This is a genomic window from Alloalcanivorax marinus, from assembly GCF_016906305.1.
Taxonomy (GTDB): Bacteria; Pseudomonadota; Gammaproteobacteria; order Pseudomonadales; family Alcanivoracaceae; genus Alloalcanivorax; species Alloalcanivorax marinus.
In genome coordinates this window covers 49,297-75,075 of sequence record NZ_JADDOL010000012.1, presented here as the reverse complement: position 1 = coordinate 75,075, position 25,779 = coordinate 49,297, and the positions used below count along the sequence as shown (strand labels likewise).

General features: G+C 67.2%; 24 protein-coding genes and 1 tRNA gene. 11 read left to right on the top strand and 14 right to left on the bottom strand.

All coding sequences use genetic code 11. The features are described from left to right. Positions 1 to 10 precede the first annotated feature (10 nt). The gene (locus tag IM760_RS11665; protein WP_204429453.1) at positions 11 to 985 is read left to right on the top strand and encodes an alpha/beta fold hydrolase; all 975 of its coding nucleotides are present in this window, start codon (positions 11 to 13) and stop codon (positions 983 to 985) included. 27 nt (positions 986 to 1,012) lie between these two features. On the opposite strand, the gene IM760_RS11660 is transcribed toward IM760_RS11665, so the two are convergent. Further along, positions 1,013 to 1,984: an OmpA family protein gene (locus IM760_RS11660; RefSeq protein ID WP_204429451.1), complete on the bottom strand. Its 972-nt coding sequence runs from the start codon at positions 1,982 to 1,984 to the stop codon at positions 1,013 to 1,015. A 110-nt stretch (positions 1,985 to 2,094) separates the two neighbouring features. On the opposite strand from IM760_RS11660, the gene IM760_RS11655 reads away from it, so the two are divergent. The 7 genes from IM760_RS11655 (at position 2,095) to IM760_RS11625 (ending at position 9,055) form a co-directional block, all read left to right on the top strand. Then, entirely contained in the window at positions 2,095 to 3,186 is a 1,092-nt protein-coding gene (locus IM760_RS11655) for a sodium:calcium antiporter (RefSeq protein WP_228234850.1), read from the top strand. 97 nt (positions 3,187 to 3,283) lie between these two features. After that, entirely contained in the window at positions 3,284 to 4,264 is a 981-nt protein-coding gene (locus IM760_RS11650; RefSeq protein ID WP_228234852.1) for a formate/nitrite transporter family protein, read from the top strand. A gap of 32 nt (positions 4,265 to 4,296) precedes the next feature. Next, entirely contained in the window at positions 4,297 to 4,806 is a 510-nt protein-coding gene (locus IM760_RS11645; RefSeq protein ID WP_204429449.1) for an RNA polymerase sigma factor, read from the top strand. Between the two features lie 21 nt (positions 4,807 to 4,827). Continuing rightward, complete coding sequence (locus tag IM760_RS11640; protein ID WP_204429447.1) at positions 4,828 to 5,766, top strand: FecR family protein; 939 nt, start codon at positions 4,828 to 4,830, stop codon at positions 5,764 to 5,766. Between the two features lie 138 nt (positions 5,767 to 5,904). Continuing rightward, positions 5,905 to 8,295 (top strand): TonB-dependent receptor, encoded by a 2,391-nt coding sequence (locus IM760_RS11635; protein WP_204429445.1) that lies wholly within the window; start codon positions 5,905 to 5,907, stop codon positions 8,293 to 8,295. Positions 8,296 to 8,460: 165 nt separating this feature from the next. Next, the gene (locus tag IM760_RS11630) at positions 8,461 to 8,727 is read left to right on the top strand and encodes a type II toxin-antitoxin system RelE family toxin (protein WP_204429443.1); all 267 of its coding nucleotides are present in this window, start codon (positions 8,461 to 8,463) and stop codon (positions 8,725 to 8,727) included. Beyond that, the gene (locus tag IM760_RS11625) at positions 8,705 to 9,055 is read left to right on the top strand and encodes a helix-turn-helix domain-containing protein (RefSeq protein ID WP_204429441.1); all 351 of its coding nucleotides are present in this window, start codon (positions 8,705 to 8,707) and stop codon (positions 9,053 to 9,055) included. Before IM760_RS11630 ends, IM760_RS11625 begins: the two co-directional genes overlap by 23 nt. A gap of 251 nt (positions 9,056 to 9,306) precedes the next feature. Here IM760_RS11625 and IM760_RS11620 read toward each other — a convergent pair. The 3 genes from IM760_RS11620 to IM760_RS11610 form a co-directional block, all read right to left on the bottom strand. Further along, positions 9,307 to 9,394 (bottom strand) — tRNA-Ser (locus IM760_RS11620). A gap of 289 nt (positions 9,395 to 9,683) precedes the next feature. Then, positions 9,684 to 10,154 (bottom strand): YiiD C-terminal domain-containing protein, encoded by a 471-nt coding sequence (locus IM760_RS11615; protein WP_204429440.1) that lies wholly within the window; start codon positions 10,152 to 10,154, stop codon positions 9,684 to 9,686. Continuing rightward, positions 10,147 to 10,710: a nitroreductase family protein gene (locus IM760_RS11610; protein ID WP_204429439.1), complete on the bottom strand. Its 564-nt coding sequence runs from the start codon at positions 10,708 to 10,710 to the stop codon at positions 10,147 to 10,149. The genes IM760_RS11615 and IM760_RS11610 overlap by 8 nt, the downstream gene beginning before the upstream one ends. 155 nt (positions 10,711 to 10,865) lie before the next feature. Between IM760_RS11610 and IM760_RS11605 the strand changes: the two genes are divergently transcribed. Next, positions 10,866 to 12,404 (top strand): adenylate/guanylate cyclase domain-containing protein, encoded by a 1,539-nt coding sequence (locus tag IM760_RS11605; RefSeq protein ID WP_204429437.1) that lies wholly within the window; start codon positions 10,866 to 10,868, stop codon positions 12,402 to 12,404. Positions 12,405 to 12,420: 16 nt separating this feature from the next. Further along, on the top strand, positions 12,421 to 13,899 hold the full coding sequence (locus IM760_RS11600) for an AbgT family transporter (RefSeq protein ID WP_204429436.1): 1,479 nt from the start codon (positions 12,421 to 12,423) through the stop codon (positions 13,897 to 13,899). 39 nt (positions 13,900 to 13,938) lie between these two features. On the opposite strand, the gene queF is transcribed toward IM760_RS11600, so the two are convergent. From queF to IM760_RS11580, 4 genes are all read right to left on the bottom strand, one after another. After that, positions 13,939 to 14,778, bottom strand: a complete 840-nt coding sequence (gene queF, locus IM760_RS11595) for an NADPH-dependent 7-cyano-7-deazaguanine reductase QueF (RefSeq protein WP_204429434.1) — start codon at positions 14,776 to 14,778, stop codon at positions 13,939 to 13,941. Positions 14,779 to 14,798: 20 nt separating this feature from the next. Further along, positions 14,799 to 15,572: an ABC transporter permease gene (locus tag IM760_RS11590; protein WP_204429432.1), complete on the bottom strand. Its 774-nt coding sequence runs from the start codon at positions 15,570 to 15,572 to the stop codon at positions 14,799 to 14,801. Then, positions 15,569 to 16,516, bottom strand: a complete 948-nt coding sequence (locus IM760_RS11585; RefSeq protein ID WP_204429431.1) for an ABC transporter ATP-binding protein — start codon at positions 16,514 to 16,516, stop codon at positions 15,569 to 15,571. Before IM760_RS11585 ends, IM760_RS11590 begins: the two co-directional genes overlap by 4 nt. A gap of 63 nt (positions 16,517 to 16,579) precedes the next feature. After that, a complete protein-coding gene (locus IM760_RS11580; protein ID WP_204429430.1) occupies positions 16,580 to 17,254 on the bottom strand; it encodes a histidine phosphatase family protein in 675 nt (224 codons plus the stop codon). Positions 17,255 to 17,575: 321 nt separating this feature from the next. On the opposite strand from IM760_RS11580, the gene rnk reads away from it, so the two are divergent. Further along, positions 17,576 to 17,956, top strand: a complete 381-nt coding sequence (rnk, locus tag IM760_RS11575; RefSeq protein WP_204429429.1) for a nucleoside diphosphate kinase regulator — start codon at positions 17,576 to 17,578, stop codon at positions 17,954 to 17,956. Positions 17,957 to 17,981: 25 nt separating this feature from the next. Here rnk and IM760_RS11570 read toward each other — a convergent pair whose 3' ends face one another. The 6 genes from IM760_RS11570 to IM760_RS11545 all read right to left on the bottom strand — a co-directional run bounded on the left by IM760_RS11570 (position 17,982) and on the right by IM760_RS11545 (position 25,467). Beyond that, entirely contained in the window at positions 17,982 to 19,145 is a 1,164-nt protein-coding gene (locus IM760_RS11570) for a xanthine dehydrogenase family Fe-S subunit (RefSeq protein WP_204429428.1), read from the bottom strand. Next, the gene (locus IM760_RS11565; protein WP_204429427.1) at positions 19,142 to 19,972 is read right to left on the bottom strand and encodes an FAD binding domain-containing protein; all 831 of its coding nucleotides are present in this window, start codon (positions 19,970 to 19,972) and stop codon (positions 19,142 to 19,144) included. Before IM760_RS11565 ends, IM760_RS11570 begins: the two co-directional genes overlap by 4 nt. Then, positions 19,969 to 22,317 carry a xanthine dehydrogenase family protein molybdopterin-binding subunit gene (locus IM760_RS11560; RefSeq protein ID WP_204429426.1) on the bottom strand — a complete coding sequence of 783 codons (2,349 nt, stop codon included), beginning with the start codon at positions 22,315 to 22,317 and terminating at the stop codon, positions 19,969 to 19,971. The genes IM760_RS11565 and IM760_RS11560 overlap by 4 nt, the downstream gene beginning before the upstream one ends. Positions 22,318 to 22,404: 87 nt before the next feature. Beyond that, positions 22,405 to 23,487 (bottom strand): TRAP transporter substrate-binding protein, encoded by a 1,083-nt coding sequence (locus tag IM760_RS11555; protein WP_204429425.1) that lies wholly within the window; start codon positions 23,485 to 23,487, stop codon positions 22,405 to 22,407. A gap of 80 nt (positions 23,488 to 23,567) precedes the next feature. Then, positions 23,568 to 24,941 carry a TRAP transporter large permease gene (locus IM760_RS11550; protein WP_204429423.1) on the bottom strand — a complete coding sequence of 458 codons (1,374 nt, stop codon included), beginning with the start codon at positions 24,939 to 24,941 and terminating at the stop codon, positions 23,568 to 23,570. Further along, the gene (locus IM760_RS11545; RefSeq protein ID WP_204429421.1) at positions 24,934 to 25,467 is read right to left on the bottom strand and encodes a TRAP transporter small permease subunit; all 534 of its coding nucleotides are present in this window, start codon (positions 25,465 to 25,467) and stop codon (positions 24,934 to 24,936) included. Before IM760_RS11545 ends, IM760_RS11550 begins: the two co-directional genes overlap by 8 nt. Positions 25,468 to 25,779 lie beyond the last annotated feature (312 nt).

Sequence of the window (25,779 nt, the reverse complement as noted above, 5' to 3'; positions counted from 1 at the left end):
AGGACGCTCAATGTTGGATATCAAGGAACAACGGGTGCAGGCCAACGGCCTGGACTTTCTGGTACGCAGCGCCGGCGACCCGTCGGCGCCGCCGGTGATTCTGCTGCACGGTTTTCCCGAGTGCGGCTATTCCTGGCGCTATCAGATGCCCTATCTGGCGGACCAGGGCTTCCATGTCCTGGCACCGGACCTGCGCGGCTACGGCCGCAGCGCCGCGCCCAAGGAGGTGGAGGCCTATCGGCAGGATGTGCTGGTCAGCGATGTGCTGGGCATCCTCGACGCCTTCGGCGCGTCCCGGGCGCGGGTGGTGGGCCACGATTGGGGCTGCGCCCTGGCCTGGCAGGTGGCCCGCCAGGCGCCGGACCGGGTGGTGGCCGTGGCCGGCCTGTCGGTGCCCTACCCGGGCATCGGCCCCAAGCCGCCCACCGAGCAGATGCGCGCCGCCTTCGGTGACCGCTTTTTCTACCAGCTGTACTTCCAGCAACCGGAGGTGCCGGAGCGGGAACTGGAAGCGGACCTGCGCGACTTTCTGCGGCGCATGTACCACGCCTTGTCCGGCCCCGGCATGAAGGAGAAACACCGCACCCATGGCACCGCCACCGGCCTGCTCGACATTCTGCAGCCGCCGCAAGGTGCGCAGCCGTCCTGGATGACGGAGGCGGATCTGGATGTCTACGTGGACAGCTTTGAACGCAGCGGCATGACCGGCCCGATCAACTGGTACCGGGCCATGGATCTGTCCTGGGAGCAGCAACGCGCCGACGGCCGTGAACGCATCCACCCGCCGGCGTTTTTCCTGGCCGGCAAGGAAGACCCGGTGATCCAGTTCGCCGGCCGCGCGCTCAAGCGGATGCCGGAGCTGATGGACGATCTCGCCGAGCCGGTGATGCTGGACGACATCGGCCATTGGGTGCAGATGGAAGCCGCCGACACCGTCAACGAGCACCTGGGGCGTTTTCTGCGTCAGGTCGACGACGCCGGCTGAGCCGGACGCCGTCGCGTCTTATCCGCGTCAGTTCATCCGCCGCATTTCGATGCGGCGGTTACGCTCCCGGCCCTGCTCGGTGCCGTTATCGTCCACCGGCCGGCTGGCGCCGTAGCCCACCGCCGTGAGGCGGCCCGGGTCCACGCCCTGGTCGATCAGAAAATCACGCACCGAGGCGGCGCGCCGTTCGGACAAGGCCTGGTTGTAGCTCGCCGACCCGGTGGAGTCGGTGTGGCCGCCGATCTCCACTTCACTGTTCGGGTAGGCCTGCAGCCGCTCCGCCACTTCCCGCAGCACGGTCTTGGCGTTGGGGGTCAGGCGGGCCGAATCGAACTCGAAGTTGACCCCGTGCAGCACTTCCGGCGGCGCCATCGGCACCGGCTTCACCACCACCCGTTCGCGCTCGATGATGCGCGTTTCGTAATCGCCGCCGCCGAACAACGGGAAGGTCAGACCCACCAGGGCGCGCACGTCGTTGAAGGGTTCGTTGCCGCTGCCGTCGTCGGAAAAGTCGAGCACATAGCGCAGTTCCATGCGCAGCCCCATGCTGCCCCACACGTCCCGGAAATGCAGACCGGCGCCGGCGTTCAGAAAAGCATTGGTGTCGGTGCCTCGGTTGGAGTCGGTATAAATGCCGCCACCGCCCACCAGCAGATAGGGAGAGGGGCCTTCGCGGTACAGGTAGCGCAGGGCGTCGGCGCCCAACCCGTACTGCCAGTGCTGGCCCGAGGCCCGGTCGCGCTCCAGTGAATGGCCGAAGCCCTGCCACTCCAGGTCCCAGTGCTCACCGATCTGGCGGCCCAGACCGAAGCGCAGCCCGGTGCCGTAGTCCACGTCGTTGCGATCCTGGTCCTCGAACACATACACGCCCATGGCGGAGGCGTTCCAGCCGCGCGGGTCGGCCCGTTCGCCGTCGGCATGGGCCACCGGCGAGGTCAATACCGCCAGCCCGGCCCCGATCGCGGCTCCCACCAGACAACACAGCTTTACCGAGGGCATATCCCGTCCCACTCCATAAAATTAATTGCTGTTCATAATGCCGAGCGGCGGCCGGCGAAACTGTGGAAAGCGTGTAGAAGGCGTGTAGAAAAAGTGTAAACCCGCTGTACTTGTTGCCCCCGCCCGGCCCGGTAGACTGGCCGTTCGCGCAACCCGGACGGGAGGTATCCATCGAGTTCCTGCAGCAGTCCCTGGGCCTGAGTCTGGCCCTGTTCGCCCTGTGCGTGGTGGTCATCGCCACCGCCGGCGTGAAAATCACCGGCGTGGTGGACGAGCTGGCGGACCGCACCCGTCTGGGCGAGGCACTGGCCGGCGCGGTGCTGCTGGGCGCCACCACCTCCCTCTCCGGCAGCGTGCTGTCGGTGACCGCTGCCCTGAAAGGCAACGCGGACCTGGCGCTGAGCAACGCCCTCGGCGGCATCGCCGTGCAGACCGCCTTCCTGGCGGTGGCGGACCTGTTCTACCGCCGCGCCAACCTGGAACACGCCGCCGCCTCCGCCGCCAACCTGATGCAGGGTGCCCTGCTGGTAACCCTGATGGCGGTGATCCTGGTGGGCACCTATTCGCCGCCGGTCACGGTGTGGGGCGTGCACCCGGCCACTCTGGTGCTGCTGGCGGTGTACGGTTACGGCCTGCGCCTGATCCGCCACGCCCGCCTTCAGCCCATGTGGCGGCCGGCGCGCACCCGCGAAACCCGGGAAGACGTGCCCGACGAAGAGAACCTGCGCCTGTCACTGGGCAAACTGGTGCTGCTGTTCCTCGCCCTGGGCGCCCTGCTCGGCCTGTCCGGCTGGGCCCTGGAAAACGCCGCCGCCGCCCTCGCCGACCAGACCGGCCTGGCGCAGACCACCGTGGGCCTGCTGCTCACCGCCACGGTGACCTCGCTGCCGGAACTGGTGACCTCGGTGGCGGCGGTGCGCCGGGGGGCACTGACCCTGGCGGTGGGCGGCATCATCGGCGGCAACGCCTTCGATACGCTGTTCACGGCCGCGTCCGACATCGCCTACCGGGAGGGCAGCATCTATGCGCGCATGGGCGACGACCTGCTGCTGTGGGTGGCGCTGTCGGTGCTGATGACCGGCGCCCTGCTGATGGGCATGATCCGTCGCGAGGAGCAGGGGCCCGGTGGCATCGGCTTCGAAAGCGCCGCCGTGCTGCTGCTCTATGCGACGGGGATCGGCCTGGTGCTGCACGGCGCATGATTTTACCTGCCTTTTATGATCGCCCCCGGGCGTCCGGTTTATAGTCGGAGGACGGAATCGGGCGCCGCCCGGTCGCCACCGCCGCCGGGAGGCCAGCTTGAACCGCGACCAACCCTCAGACCCTGAACACCACGACGAAGACAGCACCCCCTGGGAAGACGCGGTGAAACGGGAACGCCGCGACGCGGCCCGGGACGGCGACCACGACGACGAGGAGGAAGACGACAAGCAGGAACGCTACCTGCCCTCCAAGGCGGCGGCGGTGCACGAACGGCTGCGGGTGTCCGGCGAAAAGGAGCTGGAGCGCGACGCCATGGCGCTGCTGTGGTCGGCGGTGGCCGCGGGCATTTCCATGAGCGCCTCGTTCATGGCCCGTGGCCTGCTGGACGCGCACCTGCCGGACAGCGACGCCGGCTTTCTGGTGGGCAGCATCGGCTATACCTTCGGCTTTTTGATCGTGATCCTGGCCCGCCAGCAACTGTTCACCGAAAACACGGTGACCGCCGTGCTGCCGTTCATGAGCCACCCCACCGCCGGCAATCTGGGCCGGCTGATGCGCCTGTGGGGCGTGGTGCTGGCCGGCAACATCGTCGGCGCCGGGCTGGCCGCGTTCACCTTTCTGCACCTGCCCATGTTCTCGCCGGCGGTGGCCGAATCGTTCGTGTCACTGGGCCACAAGGTGATGGAGAACGGCCCCTTCGAAATGTTCTCCAAGGGCATCGTCGCCGGCTGGCTGATCGCCACCATGGTGTGGGTGATGCCCTCCGCCGACCAGGCCAAGGCCTGGGTGATCCTGATCATGACCTACGCGGTGGCCATCGGTGAATTTCCGCACATCATCGTCGGCGCCAGCGAGATCCTTTATCTGGTGTTCGCCGGCGAAACCGGCTGGGCGGACTTTTTCCTGCGCTTCGGCCTGCCCACCCTGGCCGGCAATATCGCCGGCGGCACCTTTATCTTCGCGCTGATCAGCCATGCGCAGATCCGCAACGACATGGACATCCAGCGCCAGGGCCGCCGGGGCGCCTGGGGCTTTGCCCGCAAGCACGCACCTGGACATAAAAATAAGAATCAATAACAATTGCGGCTCGTTTTCCCGCATGGCCGCCCATGACCTCGCAACCGCCGACGCCGGCTCTGTACGCGGAGTACACCCGCAAAATCCAGCGCTATCTCTGGCTGCGCACCGGCGACACCGAGCTGGCGGCGGATCTGACCCAGGAGTGCTTCACCCGACTGCTGGCCCGCGACGGCGACGCGCCCATCGAGCGGCCCCTGCCCTATCTCTACACCCTGGCCGGCCACCTGCTCACCGACCACCGCCGGCGCCACGAGACCTGGCGGACCGGCACCCTGGCGCCGGACGAGATGGACAGCCTGCTCGACGACCGCGCCGGCCCGGACGTGCTCTACGAAACACAGCGCAAGGTGGACGACATCCAGGCCGCGCTGGCCCGGCTTCCGGCCCGCTCGCGGCGCGTGTTTCAGTTGTGCCGGGTGGAAGGCCACACCTATCCCGAAGCGGCCCGCGCCCTGCGCCTGTCGGTGAGCTCGGTGCAGAAACATCTGGCCCTGGCGATGCGCTATATTCTCGACCAGACCCACACCGACGATGACTGACCTCCGCACGGAACGCCGCCCATGAGACTGTCCTTTTCTTCCCGACATGCCGACGCCGTGCAGTGGTGGCTGCGTAGCCAGGACGGTCCGCTGAGCGACGCCGAGGAGCGCGCCCTGGAGCGCTGGCTGGCCCGCGACCCGGCCCACGGCGAAGCGCTGGCGGCGGTGGAAATGCAATGGGCCCTGGCCGGCGAGCTGGCGCATCGCCCGTCCCGCCATCGAACCGCCAGGCCGGCCCCGGCCCGGCGCCGGGTGACGCCGTGGCTGGCCGCCGCCTGCGTGCTGCTGGCGGTGCTGGTCTGGCGCGGACCGCACTGGTGGTGGCAGATTCGGGCGGACCGGGTCACCGGCGCGGCGGTGGAGACCCTGACCCTGAGCGACGGCAGCCGCGTCACCCTGGCCGGCCACTCGGCCCTGCGTCTTGATTACGACGACCGCACCCGCACCGTGACCTTGCTGCGCGGGGAGGCGCTGTTCCGGCCGGCGCCGGTGACCGGGACGGAGCCACGGCCGTTCACGGTGCGCGCCGGCGACGCCCGCCTGACCGCCCGCGGCACGCAATTCTGGGTACGGCGTCTGAGCGCGGACGAGCAGCACGTGGGCGTGCTGGAGCACCGGGTGCTGGCGCGTCTGGCGGACGGCCGCCAGCGGCTGCTGGCCAGTGGCGACAGCGCCCGCCTCAGCGACCGGGCGGGGATCCGCCCGCTGACCCTGGACCCGGCCCGCGCCGCCGGCTGGGCCCGCGGCGTGCTGGTGTTCGACGCGGTCCCGCTGGACCAGGCGCTGAGCCGCATCAACACCTTCCGCGAGCGGCCGGTGGTGCTGCTCGACCGCGCCCGCGCCGGCGCGCCGGTGCGCGCCGTGCTGCACCTGGACAGCCTGGACCAGGGCGTACCGGCCCTGGCCAACGGCCTGGGCCTGCGCACCCTGGAAGTGCCCGGACTGACGCTGCTCTACTGAACCCGCCCTCACTCAACCCGGCCGGACCGGGCCCTGACGGAAAAATTTACTCGCTTTCCCGCCCCATACGTCATAGCCGTCAAACACAACGCTTCTCATTTTCATTGTCCGCTTGCGCGGACTAAGGATGGAACGGTTATGCCCCGCAATTTTTCGCGCTGCCTGGGCGGCGCCTGGCTTGCCCTGGTGCTCATTGCCCCCGCCGTACAGGCCCGGAGCCCGGCCCCGGCCACGCCGCCGGCCAGCGTGGCCGAGCGAACCTATGACCTGCCCGCCCAACCCCTGCGCACCGCCCTGCCGGGCTTCGCGGAGCAGGCCGGCATCGACCTGATCATCGGTGACGCGGATCTGGAAGGCCGCCGGAGCCCGGCCCTGCGCGGGCGCTATTCGGTGCGCGCCGCCCTGGACGCGCTGCTGGCCGGCAGCGGCCTGGATTACCGGGCCGAGGCCCGCGACGGCGGCCGCCTCACGGTGAGGCTGATCCAGGCCCGCGCCGCCAGCGCCGCCCCCCACCAACTGGACGACGTGGTGGTGTCCGCCGCCCGCAGCTATACCGTGGCCGGCAAATCGCCGCGCAAGATCACCATGATCTCCCGCCAGCAGATCGAGGAGCAGATGGCGATCAGCGACGATCCGGGCGCGGTGCTGGCCAACCTGATCCCCTCCTACTCGCCCAGCCGCCAGAAGCTGTCCAACACCGGCGAGACCTTCCGGGGCCGCACGCCGCAATTTCTGATCGACGGGGTGCCGCAGTCCAACCCGCTACGCAACGGCGGCCGCGCCAGCTACACCATCGACCTGAGCATGGTCGAGAGTATCGAGGTGATCCACGGGGCCAGCGCCGAGTACGGCCTGGGCGCCACCGGCGGCATCATCAACTTCGTCACCCGTCGCCCGGAACAGCCCGGCTTCCAGCAGCACGTGGGCGTCAGCCTGACCACCGACGACGACGTGCAGAGCAACGGCCTGGGCCACAAGCTGGACTACCGCTTCACCGGCCAGACCGAACGCTGGGACATCGTCGCCGCCGCCAGCCGCCAGGAGCGGGGCCTGTTCTACGACGGCCGTGACCGCATCATCGGCTTCGCCTACCCCGGCGAGATCCAGGACTCCACCAGCCACGACCTGTTTCTGAAAGCCGGCTACTGGCTGGACGACAACCAGAACATCACGGTCAGCGCCAACCGCTTCGAGCTGGAAGGCAACCATGACTACCGGGCGGTGCCCGGCGACCGGGACGCCGGCATCCCCACCACCGCCACCAAAGGCGGCGCCGAGGGCGACCCCATGTTCAACAAGGTCACCACCCTGCGCGCCAGCTACAGCCACGGCAACTGGCTGGGCAACCAGATCGACGCCCAGATCTATCACCAGGACTTCGAGGGCCAGTTCGGCGCGCTGCGCTCCGGCTCCTTCCAGGACCCGGCCCTGGCGCCGGTGGGCACGCTGCTGGACCAGACCCGCAACGAGTCCGAGAAACTGGGCAGCCAGTTCACCCTGAAGCGGCGTGGCCTGTTCGATGACCATCTGGATCTGGCCGCCGGCTTCGACGCGCTCAGCGACGAAACCCGCCAGAGCCTGGTGCTTACCGACCGGGTCTATGTGCCGGAAACCGAATACCGCAACTACGCCGGCTTCCTGCAGCTGGATCTGCGCCCCACCGAGCGGCTGGCCTTCTCCGGGGGCGCCCGCCACGAATACGCCAAACTGAACGTCGATGATTACCGCACCGTGGCCGCCAACGGCGCCGTGCGGGTGGACGGCGGCGACCCGGACTTCGAGGAAACCCTCTACAACCTCGGTCTCACCTATAAGGTGGCCGACGACGTGCAGCTGTTCGCCAACTACTCCGAAGGCTTCGGCATGCCGGACGTGGGCCGGGTGCTGCGCGGCATCGACCAGCCCGGCCAGGACGTGGACACCCTGCTGGCCCTGAAGCCGGTGGTCACCGACAACCGGGAAGCCGGCCTGCGCTTCACCGGCGAACGGGCCCGCTTCGAGATCAGCTACTTCGAATCCGACTCCGATTACGGCGAGCGGCTCAGCGAGGAGAACGGCGTCTACGTGGTCAACCGGGAGAAGGTGGAGATCAAGGGCGTGGAGGCGTCCCTGGACTGGCGCGCCAGCGAGGCCCACCAACTGGGGCTCACCTACACCCATCAGAAGGGAAAATCCGACACCGACGGCGACGGCACCGTGGACACCACCCTGAGCGGCATCAGCCTGGCGCCCAACCGGCTCGGCGCCCGCTGGAGCGCACGCTGGAACGACGGCCTGCGCTCCCTGGTGCAGCTGAACCACTACTTCGACCGCGGCTTCGACCAGCCGGACCTGGACTTCGACGGCTACACCCTGGTGGACGCCTCCCTGGTACAGCGTCTGCCGGTGGGCCGCCTCAAGGCCGGCGTGGAGAACCTGTTCGACAAGGACTACGTGAGCTACTACTCCCAGGCCGGCCGGGCCAGCAACGATTTCTACTTCACCGGTCGCGGGCGCGTGTACACCCTGGGCTACGAGGTGGATTTCTGATGCCACGGCTGCTCGCCTGAGTCTTCCACCGGTGCCGCCCGCCCAGGGCGGCACTCTTGCTCTTTACCCTCTCTTTGCCCTTTTCCTGCTTGCGTTTTATTAGCATAAAGCCTATAAAACTAATATTATTCATCGATTAATTAGAAATTCGCCAATGGACGGCGTATGTACGATATCGAATGGACGAAAACGGCGGTGAAGCAGCTGCGAGGAATTCAGCCTCCGAAACAACGGACGGCGATTCTTGACGCGGTCAAGGCGCTGGCCCGTTGCCCGACCCGGGCCGCCAGTGTCAGGGCCCTGCGCGGGCACCGGGCGGGCTACCGGCTTCGGGTGGGCCGTTATCGGGTGCTGTTCGATGTGGACGACGGTGTGCGGATTCTCACCGTGCAAGAGGTGAAAAAGCGAGATGAGCGGACATACCAAGGCTGACGCCGACAAGGCGCAGATTATTCGGGATAACCAGGGCAACCCTTTGTATGCGGTGGTGCCGTTCGAGGAGTATCAGGCGCTGCTGGATGCCGACAGCCGCGTCACGCTTCCCCATGACGTGGTGGCGCTGATGATCGAAAAAGACCTGAGCCCGATGGCGGCGTGGCGCAAATACCGGGGCCTGTCCCAGGCGCGCCTGGCCGAACAGCTGGGCGTCACCCAGGGCGCCGTAGCCCAGGCGGAGAAGCGCGGCAACAAGCCCCACATCGAAACCCTGCGCGCCTGGGCGCGGGTGCTGGAGTGTGAGGTGGCGCAGTTGACGGAGTAGGCCGGCTTGTCGAACCGGAGGGTTCTTATCAAGGCCTGCCTCACCGGCCAGTCCATGATCAGAGGCCGTGCTGTGCGGCAGCGTCGTGAGGGAGGGATTGATTCGCCGGCTTCGCCGTCTCACCCCTTCGGGGCGCCGCCTGCCGGCGGCGTCCTGCGCCGGCCTCTGGCCGGCTTGTCGAACCGGAGGGTTCTTATCAAGGCCTGCCTCACCGCCAAATAAAAAACCCCGCGCAAGCGGGGTTTTTTATTTGGCGGTGAGGGAGGGATTCGAACCCTCGATACGTTGCCGTATACACACTTTCCAGGCGTGCTCCTTCAGCCACTCGGACACCTCACCAAAACTCATTGTCACTACCAGTTGCGACTGCTCTGCCAGTCGCACGCAAGCGTGCTCGCTATTCGGGCCTGCGGCCCTCACCCCTTTCGGGGCCGTCGCTGCTGCGCAGCAACGTTCGCTTGCCTGCGGCAAGGCGTCAGCCACTCGGACACCTCACCAAAACTGATTGTGCTCCGTACCGTTAGTGGTCGGCTGGGACCGGTACAGAGGGCGCGTAGGGTACCCGAGGGTCGGCCCGGAGGCAAGCCGGGAGCGGGTCGAGTGGCGACGGTTTGTACAACCGGTGGCGCTAGCCACCCAGGCGGGCCAGGTATAGCCCCTCAAACTCGCAGACGGTGTCGCCGGCCGGGTTCAAGGCGCCGGCCCGCACGGTCAGGGTGGCCTTGCCGCGTCGGGCGAGGCGCTCTCGGAAACGTCGGCGGTCGTCGTCGGTGACGGTGGCGAGCACGGTGAGGTCGTGATTCAGCGGCAGGCGGTAGTTCTGGTTGCCTTCCACCGCCACCACGTCCACCGGGCCCTGGATATCCACGGTTTCCGCTACCAGCGCTTCGGCCAGCAGGGTGGTGCAGGCCCAGCCGGCCAGGGTCAGCAGCGCCGCCTGGCTGCCGGCGAAGAAGGTGCCTTTGTCGTTGTGGTTGGGGGCCAACGGCGCCGTCAGGGTCAGGGTGGCACCGTCGAAGCCGGTGAAGCGGAACGCCAGGTGCCGGGTCAGGGGGATGGCGTCGCGCACCCGCTCGGCCAGGTGTTCCAGCTCAGTCATCGGGCAGCTCGCGGAGAAACTGTTCCGGGGTTTCGTCGGGCAGCGCCTTGGGTTCCACCGCCGGCGTGCCCAGGTAGATAAAGCCCACCACCTGATCCTTGTCGGCGAAGCCCAGCCGGGCCTTGACGCTGGGGTCGTTGGCCAGGTCGCCGGTGCGCCACATGGCGCCCAGCCCCAGGGCGTGGGCGGCCACCATGATGTTCTGCACCGCCGCGCCCACCGCCAGCACCTGCTCCCAGGCCGGCACCTTGTGGTGCTCGGTGATCTCCGCCACCGCCACGATCAGGGTGGGCGCGCGCAGGGCCTTGGCGCGCAGCTTGTCACGGGCCTTGCGGTCGGCGTCCGGCTGCCGTTTCAGCAGGCGCCATTCCATGATGTCGCCGAGCCGCTCCCGATCCGCCCCTTCCAGGACGATGAACCGCCAGGGTCGCAACATGCCGTGGTCCGGCGCGCGGATCGCCGCGGCCAGCAACTGACGCACTTGCTCCGGCGTGGGGCCGGGTTCGGTGAGGCGGGGCACGGAAACGCGCTGGGTCAGGGCGGTAAGGGTGTCCATGGTGGCTCCTGTTTCGGGATCGCCAGTGTAACCGCTTGCCCGGGCGCGAACGAATCCCCCCGTTGCGGCGCATCGCCGACGAAAGTCGAATCAGTCTTTTTTCTGAACGCACAACTGGGTAAGCTCCCTCGAACGCCACGTCCAGATTGCCGTTGATGACCGCAAGCAAGCATCGCCCCCGGCGCCCTTACCTGGATCCCAGGGAACGGGCCCGCCGGCTGAGCAATTCCATTCGCCTCCTCGCCTTCGCGGTGGCGGCCGGCATTCTGCTGGCGGGCATCGGCCTGTCTCTGTTTCCCCAAACCTACCTGCTCGGCGTGGCCGGACTGCTGGCCTATCCGCTGCTGGTACAGACCCTGCTGGTGATGGCCGAGCGCCGCGACCGGCGCACCGAGCGCGCCGCCCCGGTATTGATGCAGTTGGACGCGGCGGTGATCGGGGTGGCCTGCGCGCTGCTGCATTTCGCGGTGATCCCCAGCCTGGTGCTGCTGATCATCGTGCACGCCAATTCGGTGAGCCACGGCGGCCTGCGCGCCTGGCTGCTGAACCTGCTGAGCACCGCCGTCGGCGCCGGCCTGGCGCTGTGGTTGCTGCGCGTCCCCTTGCAGGTGACCACGGTGCCGCTGCCGCTGTCGGTGCTGTCGCTGGTGGGGCTGGGGCTGCACGTGGGCGCCAGTTCGTTCTTCGCCAACCGGCAGACCCGCTATCTGCAGCAAACCCAGGAACGGGTGCGCGAGCAGCAGCGCCAGGCGGTGGAGCTGTCGCGCAAGCTGGCCAAGTATCTGCCGCCCCAGGTGTGGGGCTCGCTGTTTTCCGGCCAGCGCGACGCCAAGCTGGAAACCCGCCGCAAACGTTTGACCATTTTCTTCTCGGACATCCGCGGCTTCAGCACCGTGTCCGAGGAGCTGCCCCTGGACACGCTGACCAGAATGCTCAATACCTATCTGAGCGAGATGACGCGCATCGCGCTGCGCTACGGCGGCACCATCGACAAGTTCATCGGCGACGCGGTGATGGTGTTCTTTGGCGATCCGAAAAGCGCCGGCGCCCAGGAAGACGCCTTCCGCTGCGTGGCGATGGCGGTGGAGATGCAGGAATACATGCGTTTTCTGCGCCTGCGCTGGCGCCGCGAGGGCATCGACCAAAAGCTGGAGATCCGCATCGGCATCAACACCGGCTTCGTCACCGTGGGCAACTTCGGCACCGACAGCCGCATGGATTACACCATCCTCGGTACCGACGTGAACCTGGCCAGCCGGCTGGAATCCGCCTGCCGGCCGGGTCAGGTGCTGATCTCGGAAAGCACCTACGGCCTGGTCAAGGACCGGGTGCGCTGCCGCAGCGTGGGCGAAATTCAGGTCAAGGGCTTCCATCGCCCGATTACCGTCTATGAAGCCCACGAACTGAAGCGCAACGCCGGCAGCAAACGGCGCTTCGTCACCCTCGACAGCCCCGGCCTGGGACTGCACGTGGACCTGGAACGCATCCACAACTACGACAAGAAAGCGATTCTCAAGGCCCTGGCCCGCTGCGCCACGGAGCTGAAGAAGGCCGAGCCGGCGGCGGTGGAGTACGAGACCGAAGGGTTCGCGCTGTATATGGACGACAAGCGTCTGCGCGAGCGCGACCGGGAGAAGGTGGTGGAGATGCTGGGCCAGGCGGCGCGGCAGATTCAGGACCGGGTGCGAATGTGATCGGAGGGGAACGCTTATGAACGAAACGTCTTCCGGCTGGCTGGGCCGGCTGGAGCGCGCCGGCAACCGCCTGCCCCACCCCACCCTGCTGTTCGTCTGGCTGTGCGCGTTGATGGTGCCGCTGAGCGCGGTGCTGGCGGTGCTGGGCGTCACCGCCGAGCATCCCCTGGAGGACCGGACCGTGGCGGTGCGCTCGCTGCTGGATGGCGAGGGGCTGCGCTATGTGTTCACCCATATGGTCGGCAACTTCACCGGCTTCGCGCCGCTGGGCGTGGTGCTGGTGGCGATGCTGGGGCTGGGTATCGCCGAACATTCCGGGCTGCTGGGCGCCAGCCTGGCGGCGCTGGTGCGCCGTGCCTCCCACCGCACCCTGGTGGTGGCGGTGGCCTTCGCCGGGGTGATGTCGAGCATCGCCTTCGACGCCGGCTATGTGGTGCTGATTCCGCTGGCCGGTTTTCTGTTTCAGCTGGCCGGGCGCTCGCCGCTGGCCGGCATCGCCACCGCCTTCGCCGCCGTCTCCGGCGGCTACAGCGCCAATCTGCTGCTCGGGCCGGTGGACGCGGTGCTGGCCGGCCTGTCCACCGAGGCGGCCCGGCTGGTGGACGCCGAGCGCACCGTGTCGGCGGCGGGCAACTACTGGTTCATCATCGTTTCCACCCTGCTGGTCACCACGCTGGTCTCGCTGATCACGCTGAGGATTACCGAACGGCGGGTGGCGCCGGCGGACCAGGACGTGGCCGATGAGGACCAGGCGCCACGCCTGGATCGGCGCGCGGCCCGCTGGACGCTGGCGACCCTGGGGGTGGGCCTGCTCGCCATCGCCGCCCTGGTGGTACCCGCCGGCGCGCCCCTGCGCGGCGACGACGGCGCCGTGCTGCAATCCCCGTTCATGAGTTCGCTGGTGGTGCTGATCGCGCTGCTGGCGGCGGCCTGCGGGGTGGTCTACGGGCGGCTGAGCGGCGGCTTCCGCTCCGCCGCCGGCGTGATCGAGGCAATGGAGACCACCATGGCCTCCATGTCCGGCTATCTGGTGCTGATGTTCTTCGCCGCCCAGTTCGTGGCCTGGTTCGGCTACAGCCAGCTGGGTCTGGTACTGGCGGTGAAGGGCGCCGCCTGGCTGGGCGGGCTGGAGCTGCCCACGGTGCTGTTGCTGCTGCTGTTCGTGGTGCTGAGCGCGTCCATCAATTTGATGATCGGCAGCGCCTCAGCCAAGTGGTCGATCCTGGCGCCGGTGTTCGTGCCCATGCTGATGCTGGTGGGTATCGCGCCGGAGGCGACCCAGGCCGCCTACCGGGTGGGCGATTCCAGCACCAACATCATCACGCCGCTGATGCCCTATTTCGCGCTGGTGCTGGGCTTCGCGCGCCGCTACCGGGCGGACACCGGCATCGGCACCCTGATCGCCCTGATGCTGCCCTACAGCCTGGCGCTGCTGCTCGGCTGGTCGATCCTGCTGGCGGTGTGGATCGGCTTCGGCTGGCCGCTGGGGGCCTGACGGCGGCCCGCATCCTGAATCGCGGTCGCACGACCGCTGCTACTGGCGCACGGTGCGGGCGTTGAGCGGCGCGTCCTCGTAGTTGGAGCGGAACGGGTTGATGTCGAGCCCGCCCCGGCGGGTGAAGCGCCCGTACACGGACAGCTGGCGGGGGCCGCAGTGGCGGCGCAGATCCACGAACATCTGCTCGACGATCTGCTCATGGAACCCCTGGTGGTTGCGCAGGGACACCACGTAGCGCAGAAAGCTGGCCGGGCTGATCGGCCGGCCGGTGTAGCGCACCTGCACGGTGCCCCAGTCCGGCTGGTTGGTCACCGGGCAGTGGCTGCGCAGCAGATGGGAAACCAGCACGCCGGTGCGCTCCGGCCCCTGGTCGGTGAGCAGCAGCTCCGGCCGGTATTCGAAGTGCTCGAAGGCCACGTCCAGGCTGTCCACCAGCTCGCCCGGTTCTTCCCGGACGTGCTCTTCCCAGAGCGGCTGCTGACGGGCTTCGCGCAGCGTCAGGACCCGCACGTCCACCGGCGCCCCGGCCACCTGTCCCAGATCCCGGGCGATGGTTTCCACTACCCGGTCGCGGCCGGCAAAGCGGCTGTTGGCGAAGCTGTTGAGATACAGCTTCAGCGACTTGGATTCGATGATATTGGGCGAGGTGCAGGGCACCACCAGTTCCGCCAGCGCCACCTCCGGCTTGCCCTTCTCGTTGAGCCAGGACAGTTCGTAGGCGTTCCAGATGTCCTGGCCGTGGAACGGCAGCGCCGTGTCGTCCAGTTCCAGGGATTCGCGGGCGTCCCAGCGCGGCACCGGGCACAGCAGGGACGGCGTGTACTGGTCGATGAAGGCGCTGTTGCGGCCCAGCGGCGTGTCCTTCAGATAACTCATGACGCGACTCTCCTCTCAGCTCAGCTGCGAATGCCGGTGCCGCGGTTGAGCAACCACAGCGACAGCGCGAAGAATACCACCACGAACACCAGAATCGCGCCCAGGGAGGCGTACACATTGACGTCGCTGACGCCCAGAACGCCGTAGCGGAAGGCGTTGACCATGTAGACGATGGGGTTCACCAGGGTCACCGCCCGCCAGAAGTCCGGCAGCAGATCCAGGGAATAGAACACCCCGCCCAGGTAAGTCAACGGCGTCAGCACGAAGTTGGGGATGATGCTGATGTCGTCGAAGTTGCGGGCGAACAGCGCATTGAGAAAGCCGCCCAGGGAAAACAACGCCGAGGTCATCACCACCACCGACACGGTGATCCACAGGTGCTGCAGCGACAGGTGGGTGAAGAACAGGCTGAGCAGGCTGACGATCAGCCCCACCGCCATGCCACGGGCCATGCCGCCCACCACGAAGCCGGTGAGAATCACATAGTTGGGCATCGGCGAGACCAGCATCTCCTCGATGGAGTGCTGAAACTTGGTGGAAAAGAACGAACTGACCACGTTGCCATAACTGTTGGTGATCACGCTCATCATGATCAGGCCGGGCACGATGTACTGCATGTAATCGAAGCCGCCCATGTCGCCGATGCGCTGGCCCACCAGATTGCCGAAGATCACGAAATACAGGGTCATGGTGATCGCCGGCGGCAGCAGGGTTTGCGGCCAGATGCGCGTGAAGCGGCGGATTTCCTTGATCACGATGGTGCAGAACGCCACCCATTGCTGATAACCGCTCATGAGGTGGCCTCCGCGGGCTGCGCCTGGCCGGGCAGATTCTGCTCCACCAGCCGCACGAACAGCTCCTCGAGACGGTTGGACTTGTTGCGCATGCTCATCACCTGAAAATTCTGCTCGGCCAGTTCCGTGAACAGCCGGTTGAGGTTCTCGGTCTTGGGCACCTCCACCTCCAGGGTGGTGGCGTCACGCAGCCGCACCTGGAACCCGGACAGAGACGGCGCCGCCGTCACCGGCCGCGCCAGATCGAGAATGAAGGTCTCCACCTGGAGTTTCTCGAGCAGCGACTTCATGTCGGTGTTCTCGACGATCTGGCCGTGATCGATGATCGCGATGTTGCGGCACAGGGATTCCGCTTCTTCCAGGTAGTGGGTGGTGAGAATAATGGTGCGGCCTTCTTCGTTCAGGCCGATCAGGAAATCCCACATGGACCGGCGCAGCTCAATGTCCACCCCGGCGGTGGGCTCGTCCAGAATCAGCAGGTCCGGCTCGTGGACCAGGGCGCGGGCGATCATCAGCCGCCGCTTCATGCCGCCGGACAGGGTGCGGGCCTGGTTGCTCCGCTTGTCCCACAGGCCCAGCTGGCGCAGGTACTTTTCCGCCCGCTGGCGGGCCAGCGAGGCGGGAATCCCGTAAAACCCGGCCTGGGTGACGACGATGTCGAACACCTTCTCGAACTGGCCGAAGTTGAACTCCTGGGGCACCACGCCGATCTTCTGCTTGGCCAGGGCGCGCTCGGTGTCCAGATCGTGGCCGAGAATCGACACCTGACCGCTGCTCTTGTTGACCAGCGAGCTGATGATGCCGATGGTGGTGGACTTGCCGGCGCCGTTGGGGCCCAGCAGGGCGAAGAAGTCGCCCTTCTCCACCGTCAGCTCGATGCCCTTCAGGGCTTCCACGCCGTTGCCGTAGGTTTTTTTCAGGTTACGAATGGTCAGGGCGGACAAAAGTCACCTCGCCGTCGGAAAAAGGTCAAGAAAACGACCCAGATGGGGCCGCCGGGCCCGCTTTCAAGCCCCGGAGAACGGGCGCCGGCCGTGTTCGCCACGCCATACCCAGTTGAGATGCCGCTCATCGAACCACAGCCACAGCCCTTCCATCATCCAGGGCCAGTGCTCCTCGTCGATGGCGTCGCGGCCTTCCAGCTCCGCCACCAGCACCGCCAGAATGGTGTCGTGGGTGACGTGCACCGCCAGCGCCCCCGGCGCCGGCTCCCGGTCCCGCAGGTAGCCCGCCAGTTTGGCGCGGCCCGCCGCCGGGGTCAGCATGCCGTCGAACGGCTCGCGCAGATGGGCGTTGAGAAAACGCAGCGCGCCCATCTTGAGAAAGGTGGGGCCGACCCGGTTCAGGTCTTCCACGTAGCAGCCCGGTTCCACCAGGGTGTCGTCGGTGATCACGTCCGGCTGGTGATCGATCAGGCCGGCCTCGCGGGCGCCCTCGGCCATGGCCCGGGCGGTGTCCACGCAGCGCCCCACCGGGCTGGAATAGAAAGCGGACACCGGCCGCTCCAGCCGCGCGCCCCAGTCCCGCGCCATGGTGATCCCTTCCGGCGTCAGCGGCAGGCGGTAATCGGCGAAACCGTTCTTGGCCAGCTCGCGCACGGAATGGCGGGTCAGCAGATGGGCCGGCCGGTCGGCCGGAAGCAATTGCAGCGCGTCGTGGAGGCGGGGATGTAATCGGGCCATGTCTACTCGTCTCGAGTGCCCGGTTATCTTACGGAGCGGGGACGCCGATGCCAACCGCCCGGCGCCGGAAAGCGCTGGCAAAAGCCGCGCGGCCTGCTATGGTGAGAGCATGTTTGACACCCCCTTCACGCGTCGCCGCCCGAGCGACCCCGCCCGCTTTCCGGTTCCGGCCCGCGCCCTGCGCGCCGGTGCGCGCCCGCGCGCCTTCCTCGCCTAGCGCCGGATCCCGTTCAGTATCGTCCCGGGGGTCCGGCGACCCGAACACCCGGTTTCACCGATGATTTCCCCCGAACCTTGTTTGAATACTGAACGGAGCGCGCCATGACCGCCCTGCCCCCGATTACCGTTTCCACCCTGGACCGTGAGCGCCTCTATGCGCTGCTGGAAAAACACCCCGGCGACCAGGAGGTGGTGGACCACCTCTACGACGAACTGGACCGGGCCCGCTTCCTGGAACCGGAGGCCATGCCCGACGACGTGGTACGCCTCAACAGCCGCGCCCGCTTCCTGCACGAGGACAGCGGCAAAACCTATGAGCTGGTGCTCTCCATGCCCGCCGAGGCCAGCGCCGGCGACGACCGGCTGTCGATCCTGAGCCCGGTGGGCGCCGCCCTGCTCGGCCTCAGCGTGGGCGCCACCATCGAATGGCCGAGCAAGGGCAAGACCCTGCACCTGCGGCTGACCGGCGTGGCGCAGGCCTGACGCCGGCCGCCGGGAGGCCGCCGCGCTACTTGCCGAACAGGGCCCGGAACCAGGACTTGACCACATTGAGCGTCAGTTGCACCACGCTGAGCCGGCTGCCCTTGTCGGAGACCTGGCCGCCGGACAGCACGCGCTGCACGTTGTCGGCGAACATGCGGGCCATGGCGCCGACGAAGCTCTTCACCAGGCCGCCCCGGCTGAACTGGGACAGCGGCCCGGTGACGCTGTAGGACGCCACGAACTCGATGCGACAGCGCTTGCCGGACTCGTCGCCGATCACCGCGAAGTCCAGGCCGCCGGCGGCGCTGGAGCCGCTGCGCGCGTCCCGGCCTTCCCCTTCCATGCGGCCTTTTCGGCTTTCGTCGTCGAACCGGTAACGGCCGGTGCCGCGAAAGCGCGCACGGATCGCGCCCAGGGAAATTTCCATCTCCACTTCCAGCTCGTTGCCGTTCACCGACAGCAGCCGGGCGCCGGGCACGCAGGGCACCACCCGTTCCACATCGCTAAGGAAGGCCCACACTTCGTCCACCGGCTTCTCCACGGTGATGGTTTCGCGCAGGGTCTGGTCGTCACCGCCGGCGCCGTCGGACGGCGCCGCTTCCACCGCCTCCATATGGCCGGCGGTGCGTTTGAACGTCACCAGCCGCGCGCCGCTCCAGTCCGGCTGGGCCGGCGGCGTGACCTGGGCCTGGTCGCCGGCCAGCAGCTGATCGCGGCGCTCGAACACCGAGCGCACCGCGTTGACGATGCCCACATAGCCGGTGCAGCGGCAGATATTGCCGCCCAGGGCGATGCGGATCTGTTCGTCGGTCAAGGTCCGGTGGCGCAGGATGATGTCGCGGCAGGCCACCAGCATGCCCGGTGTGCAGAAGCCGCACTGCAGGCCGTGAAACTCCATGAAGGCGTCTTGCAGCGCGCCCATCAGCGGGTCGTCGTCACCGCCTTCGATGGTGCGCACGCTGCGCCCTTCACAGGCTTTGGCCAGGGTGATGCAGGCGCGCACCGGCTGGCCGTCCATCTCCACCGTGCAGGCGCCGCACACGCCGTGCTCGCAGCCCAGGTGGGTGCCGGTGAGATCCAGGTCGTCGCGCAGGAAATCCGCCAGGCTGGTGCGCGCTTCCACGTGCCCGCTGACGGCCTCGCCATTGACCTTCATCGTCACTTCGGACAGAGACACTTTGGTGGTCATCGAGTCGCTCCAATCTGTGCCAGCGCGCGTCGCACCGCGACCTTGTACAGCTGGCGGTTGACCTGCGGGTAATCGCCGAGGGCGGTGTCCACCGCCGCGTCCAGCACCGCCACGGCGCCGTCCGGGCCTTCGGCGGCGAGCGCCTCGGCCACCGGTTCCAACGGCACTGGCGGGCTGTCCAGAGCACCCACCAGCACCCGGCAGTAGCCCCGTTCCGGGTCCACCACCACCACGCCGGTGGCCTGGGAGAATTCACCCACCTTCTTGCAGAATTTGTAGTAACCCCAGCGCGCGCTGTCGCTGAGCCTGGGCACGCGCACGCCGGCCAGAATCTCGTTGGGCGCCAGTTCGGTCATGAACGCGGCCTGGATAAAGTTCTCCGCCGCCACCTCGCGCACGCCCTTCTTGCCGCGCAGCAGATAGGTGGCCCCCAGACCGGTCATCACGCACACCCAGTCGGCGGCCGGATCGGCATGGGACAGGCTGCCGCCCAGGGTGCCCCGGTTGCGCACCGCCCGGTAGGCGATGCGCGAGGCCACCAAGGGCAACATGCCCCGGGCGGCGTCGGGCACCCGGCCGTCCTCGAAATCCGCATGGCGCACGGCCCCGCCGTAAACGATGGCGTCGCGGCTTTCCTCCACGCCGGTCAGGTCCTCGGCACGGTGCAGGTCCACCAGCACCGCCGGCCGCGCCAGACGCAGGTTGAGCATGGGCCCCAGGGACTGGCCGCCGGCGATGCACTTGGCCTCGTCGCCGTGCTCGGTGAGCAGGCGCACCGCTTCGGCCCCGTCCCGGGCCGGCAGGTAATCAAACTTCACGGGTTTCATGATGCGTTCTCCTTGCCGGCACCGGCGTTCAGCAGCGCGCCCAGAATGCGTTCCGGCGTGGCGGGGATCTGGTTGATCTCCACGCCCAGGCCGGCCAGCGCATCGTTGATGGCGTTGACGATGGCGCCGCCGGGGGCGATGGCGCCGCCCTCTCCCACGCCCTTGATGCCATGGGCGGTGTGCGGCGACGGGCTCTCGGTGTGCTGAATGCGGATGTGCGGCGCTTCCGCCGCGCCGGGCAGGTGGTAGTCCGCCAGGGTGGAGCTGAGCGGCTGGCCCTGGTCGTCGTAGGTCACTTCCTCGAACAGGGCGGTGCCGATGCCCTGCACCGCGCCGCCGATGGTCTGGCCTTCCACGATCATCGGGTTCACCACCTTGCCGGCGTCTTCCACGATCACGTAATCCAGCAGTTCCACCTTGCCGGTCTGCGGGTCCACCGCCACCACCACCGCGTGGGACGCGTAGGAAAACACCCCGTGGTCGGTTTTCGGCCGATAGGCTTCGGTGACTTCCAGCCCGCCGTGGCGGTCGCCCTCGGGCAGTTCGTCCGGGCGCAGATACCAGATGCGGCCCACCTCGGCGAAGCTCAAGCTGCCGTTGGGACCGTGCACCCGGTCGTCCTCCAGGCGCACCTGTTCCGGCGTGCACTCCAGCGCCCGGGCGGCCATCACCCGGATGCGTTCCGCCAGGGCCTCCGCGGCCCGTGACACGGCGCCACCGGCCATGACGATGCCCCGTGAAGCGAAGGCGCCATAGGAATAGGGCGTGGTGCCGGTGTCGCCCATCAGCACGCGGATGCGGTCCACCGGAATGGACAGGATCTCGGACGCCACCTGGGCCAGGGTGGTCTGCAGGCCCTGGCCGATGCTCTGGATGCCCACCCGCACTTCCACGCCGCCGTCCGGGGTCAGCTTCATGCGCGCTTCGTCGTAGCCGGGCACCAGCGCCAGGCCCCACTGGGCAAAGACTTTACTTCCGTGGGCGGATTGCTCGGTGTAGGTGGCGAAGCCGACGCCGATCAGCCGGCCGTCCGCCTCCGGCGTCTTCTGCCGTTCCCGCACCTGGTCGAAGCGGATCGCTTCCTTGGCGCGCATCAGCGAGCCCGGGTAATCGCCGGTGTCGTAATGCTTGTTGGTCACGTTCACATAGGGCATGGCGTCCGCCGGCACCAGGTTCTCGGCGCGCACTTCCCAGGGCTCGCGACCCACTTCCCGGGCAATGGCGTCGATGGTCAGCTCCATGGCGAAGCACACGCCGGGCCGGGCCACGCCCCGGTAGGGGGTGAACGGCGGCTTGTTGGTGGCCGGCGCGTTGACCTGGCAGCGGTACTCCCGGAAATCGTAGGGGCCGGGCAGGTTGCCGCCGGCCTGGGCCGCTTCCAGCCCGGCGGTGAACGGCCACACCGAATAGGCGCCCACGTCCACGGTGACCTCCGCGTCCATGCCCAGCAGCCGCCCGCGCCGGTCGGCGTAGGCGGTGATCGAATACTGGTGTTCGCGGGTGTTGGCGCCGGCGGTCAGATGTTCGCGGCGATCCTCCAGCCAGCGGAACGGTTTGCGACGGGTCCAGGCCAGCCAGGCCACGGCGATCTCTTCCGGTTGCAGAATGCACTTGTAGCCGAAGCCGCCGCCCACTTCCGGAGCGATCACGCGGATCAGCGATTCGTCGATGCCCAGGCAACGGGACAGACCGTTGCGAATCACATGGGGCACCTGGGTGGAGGTGGTCACCACCAGCTGGCCGTCGCGGTAATCCCACCAGGCCACCACGCCCTTGCCTTCCATGGGGTTCATCACCTGGCGGGCGGTGCGGAACTGGCGGGTGACCACCACCTCCGCCTTGTCCCGGGCGGTCGCCGGGGCCTGCCCCACCGACAGCTTGAGGAACATGTTGTCGTCCCATTCCTCGTGCAGGCGGGGCGCGTCGTCGGCCATCGACACCGCGCCGTTGACCACCGGCGGCAGCGCTTCCAGTTGCAGGTCGATCTCCTCCAGCAGATCCTCGGCCTCGGCACGGTTGCGGCCGATGGCCATGGCCACCGGTTCACCGACGAAGCGCACCTTGTCGCGGGCCAGCGGCCAATGCTCGGAGGTGCGGTAGCTGGGCAGGGTGGACTCGGCGACGATGGGCCGCACGCCGTCCAGATCGGCGGCGCAAAGAATCCGACTCTCCAGGCCCTCCGGTTTATTGACCGCCTTGATCCGGGCATGGGCCAGGGGACTGCGCAGAAACGCCACGTCGCTCATCCCCGGCATCTTGATGTCGCCCACGTAACGGCTGCGACCATGAACAAGCCGGTCGTCTTCCAACCGACGTACACGGGCACCAATACCGGTCTTATTCATCCTCTACCTCGCACCCTTTCAATCTCCAAAGAACAAACGGCGAAGGCGGATGCCCCAGCGGAGCACCCGCCTTCCCTTCGCGTCGGATCAGTTGGCCCGCGCGTTCATGTATTCCATTTCCGTGATTTCGGAATAGGGCCGCACCACCGCCATGAAATCGGTCATGGACTGGTAGATCCTGCCGGCCAGGGCATCTTCCTTGGCCACACCGGCGACCACGTCATTGGACACTTTCTTCAGATCCTTGAGGGTGGCCGCGTTGAAGGTGGTCACATTGACCTTGGGATAATCCTTCTTGATCTGCTGCAGGGCCTGGGCGTTCTTGGCCACGAATTCGCTGAGCACCATTTGATTGGCCAGGGCGTTGGCGCCCACCAGCACCTGCTTGAGATCCGCGTCCAGCTTGTCCCAGGCGGATTGGTTGACGAAGCAGTCGAGCACGCCGTTGGGCTCCATCCAGCCGGGCCAGTAGTAGTTGCGCGCCACCTGCGGCAGGCCGAAGGCCATGTCGTTGAACGGGCCGACGTAGTCGGCGCCGTCGATGGTGCCGTTCTGCAGTGCCTGGGTGACTTCGCCCAGGGGCAGCTGCACCGGCACCGCGCCGAACTCCTGCAGCACGCTGCCGGCCAGGGCACCGGTGCGGATCTTCATGCCCTTGAAGTCGGCGGCGGCGTTGATGTCCTTGTTCAGCCAGATGCCCTGCACCGAGGTGTTGCCGCTGGGGAAGAACTTGAGGCCGAACTCGCCGTACAGCTCGTCGATCAGCTTCTGCCCGCCGCCGTAGGCGAACCAGGCGTTCTGTTCCTGGGAGGTCATGCCGAACGGCAGCGGCGCCAGAAACTGGAAGCCTGGATGCTTGCCGGACCAGAACGCCGGGTAGCCGTGGCCCATGTGCAGGGTGCCGTCGGCCACCGCGTCGAACACTTCCAGCGGGCCCACCACTTCGCCGGCGGTGTAGACCTTGAGCTTCATGCGGCCGCCGGAGGCCTTGTTGACGTAATCCGCCACCAGATCCGGGCCGGTGGACAGCAGCGGTGAGTTACGGCGCCAGGTACTTTGCATGCGCCATTCCACGGCGCCCTTGGCGATGGCCGGGAAGCCCACACCGGCGGCGGCGGCGCCGACCGTGCCGGCGACACCCGCTTTGAGTAGAAAGTCACGTCTTTTCATGAAAATTACTCCTCGATCTCCGCGGTGAAAGGGGTAATGCCGACACCGGCGGCGCGGACCCCGCCGGGCGCCTCCGGGAATCAGTTGGCCAACACGCCGGGCAGCCAGAGCACCAGTTGCGGCCACTCCCAGATCGCCGCCACGCCCAGCAATTGCAGCACCACGAAGGGAATGACCCCGCGGTACACGGTGATCAGTTTCAGGTCCGCCACCGCCCCTTTCAGGAAGAAAATGGCGTAGCCGAACGGCGGTGTCAGATAGCTGGTTTGCAGCACGATGGCGGACGCCACGCCGAGCCAAAGCGGGTCCGCGCCCATCATGATCAAGGGGGGCGCGAAGATCGGCATGACGATAAAGATGATTTCGAAGGTATCGAGAATGAAACCGAGCACGAACATCATCAGCAGCACGAACAGGATCGCGCCGGTGAGCCCGCCGGGCACCGAATCGAGCAGCTCGGCGATCACTTCCTCGCCGCCCAGCGCGCGGAACACCAGGGACAGAATGGCGGCGCCGATCAGGATGGCGTAGATCATCAGGCTCATGGACATGGCCGAGCGGCTGGCGTCCCTGAGCACCTTGAACGACATCTGACGCCCCAGGATCGCCAGGATGCAGGCGCCCACGCCGCCCAGCGCCGCCGACTCGGTGGCGGTGGCGATGCCGGACAGGATCGAACCCAGCACCAGGATGATCAGCACCAGCGGCGGCAGCATGGTACACAGCACCCGTTTGGCCAGGGTGCGGCGCTCCTCCTCGTTCATCACCAGCGGCGGGCAGGACCGGCTGTTGAACAGCGCCCGCGCCGCCATGGTCAGCAGGTAGAACACCACCAGCAGCAGCCCCGGCACCAGAGCGGCGGTGAACAGATCGGTGACACCGATCTGATGGCTGTTGAACCCACCCTGGCTGAGCATCGCCTGGGTGTTGGCGTCCTGCAGCATGACGCCGAGCAGAATCAGCACCGTGGACGGCGGAATGATCTGGGCGGTGGAGCCGGCGGCGCAGATCAGACCGCTGGCCAGGGGCTCGTCATAGCCGGCCCGGCGCATGGCCGGCAGGCTGATCAGCCCCATCGCCACCACGGTGGCGCCGACCACGCCGGTGGACGCGGCCAGCAGGGCGCCGACGATGATCACCGCCACGCCCAGGCCGCCGGGCACCCGGCCGAAAAGCTGCCCCATGGTGGTGAGCAGGTTCTCGGCAATGCGCGAGCGCTCCAGGATGGCGCCCATGAACACGAACAACGGCACCGCCAGCAGCGTTTCGTTGGTCATGATGGAAAACACGCGCCCCGGCAAGGCGCCCAGCATCAGCATGTCGAAGGCGCCGAACCAGGACGCCACCACCCCCACCAGGATGGACGCGCCACCGATGGCGAAGGCCACCGGAAAGCCGCTGAGCAGGGCCAGAATCAGAACCACGAGAAGAATCAGCAGGAACCACTCAGCCACGGTCGTTCTCCTCAACGGACGGCGCCTTGGAGGGATCGCGGATCGCCTGCACGGAGCGAATCATCAGACTCAACCCCTGCAGCGCCAACAGCAGACAGAACCCCAGCAGGCAGCTCTTGAGCAGGTACATGAACGGCAGGCCGCCGATGGTGGGCGAGGTTTCCAGACGGGCCCAGGAACGCTGGATACCCGGCCAGCCCTTGACCGCCAGGAAGTAAAGCATCGGATAGAGGAACACCAGGGTACCGAGCAGATTGATCCAGGCCCGGCCGCGCGCGGACAGCAGGTTGTAGAACACATCCACCCGCACATGGCCCTCGTGGCGCAGCACATAGGCGGCGCCCAGGGTGAACAGGGCACCGTTGAGCCAGATGTAGCTCTCCGACAACCACGGGAAGCCGACCCCGAAGCCATAGCGAAGCACCGCCACCACCGCGCAGATCAGCGCGATCACCGGCATCGCCCACTTGAGCACTTCACCGATACCGTCGTTGAGGCGATCAATCAGATCCGCCAACCTTTCCATACTGCCTGTCTCCTACCCGACGCCCGGCCGGCCGGACCCGTTACGGATCCCGTCGCCGAAAGGCGGAACACGTTGATCGGTTTCCCTGGTCCATCGTGACTCGATGGCGTCGATAGGACTGGCTCGCTGGAGCGCCAAATTAGGATGGGTAGCACCTGTTTTTCTTCTCGCCCGGTGCGGTCGATCCTGCTGCATAATTTTCAAACCATTGTTTTGTAAACGTTTTCTTTTTATTCGCCAGATTCCGTACCACGATTTTTTTATCAGTACACTGACTATAATCAACGCTAAACGAATCGCCAGGGCTTTGCA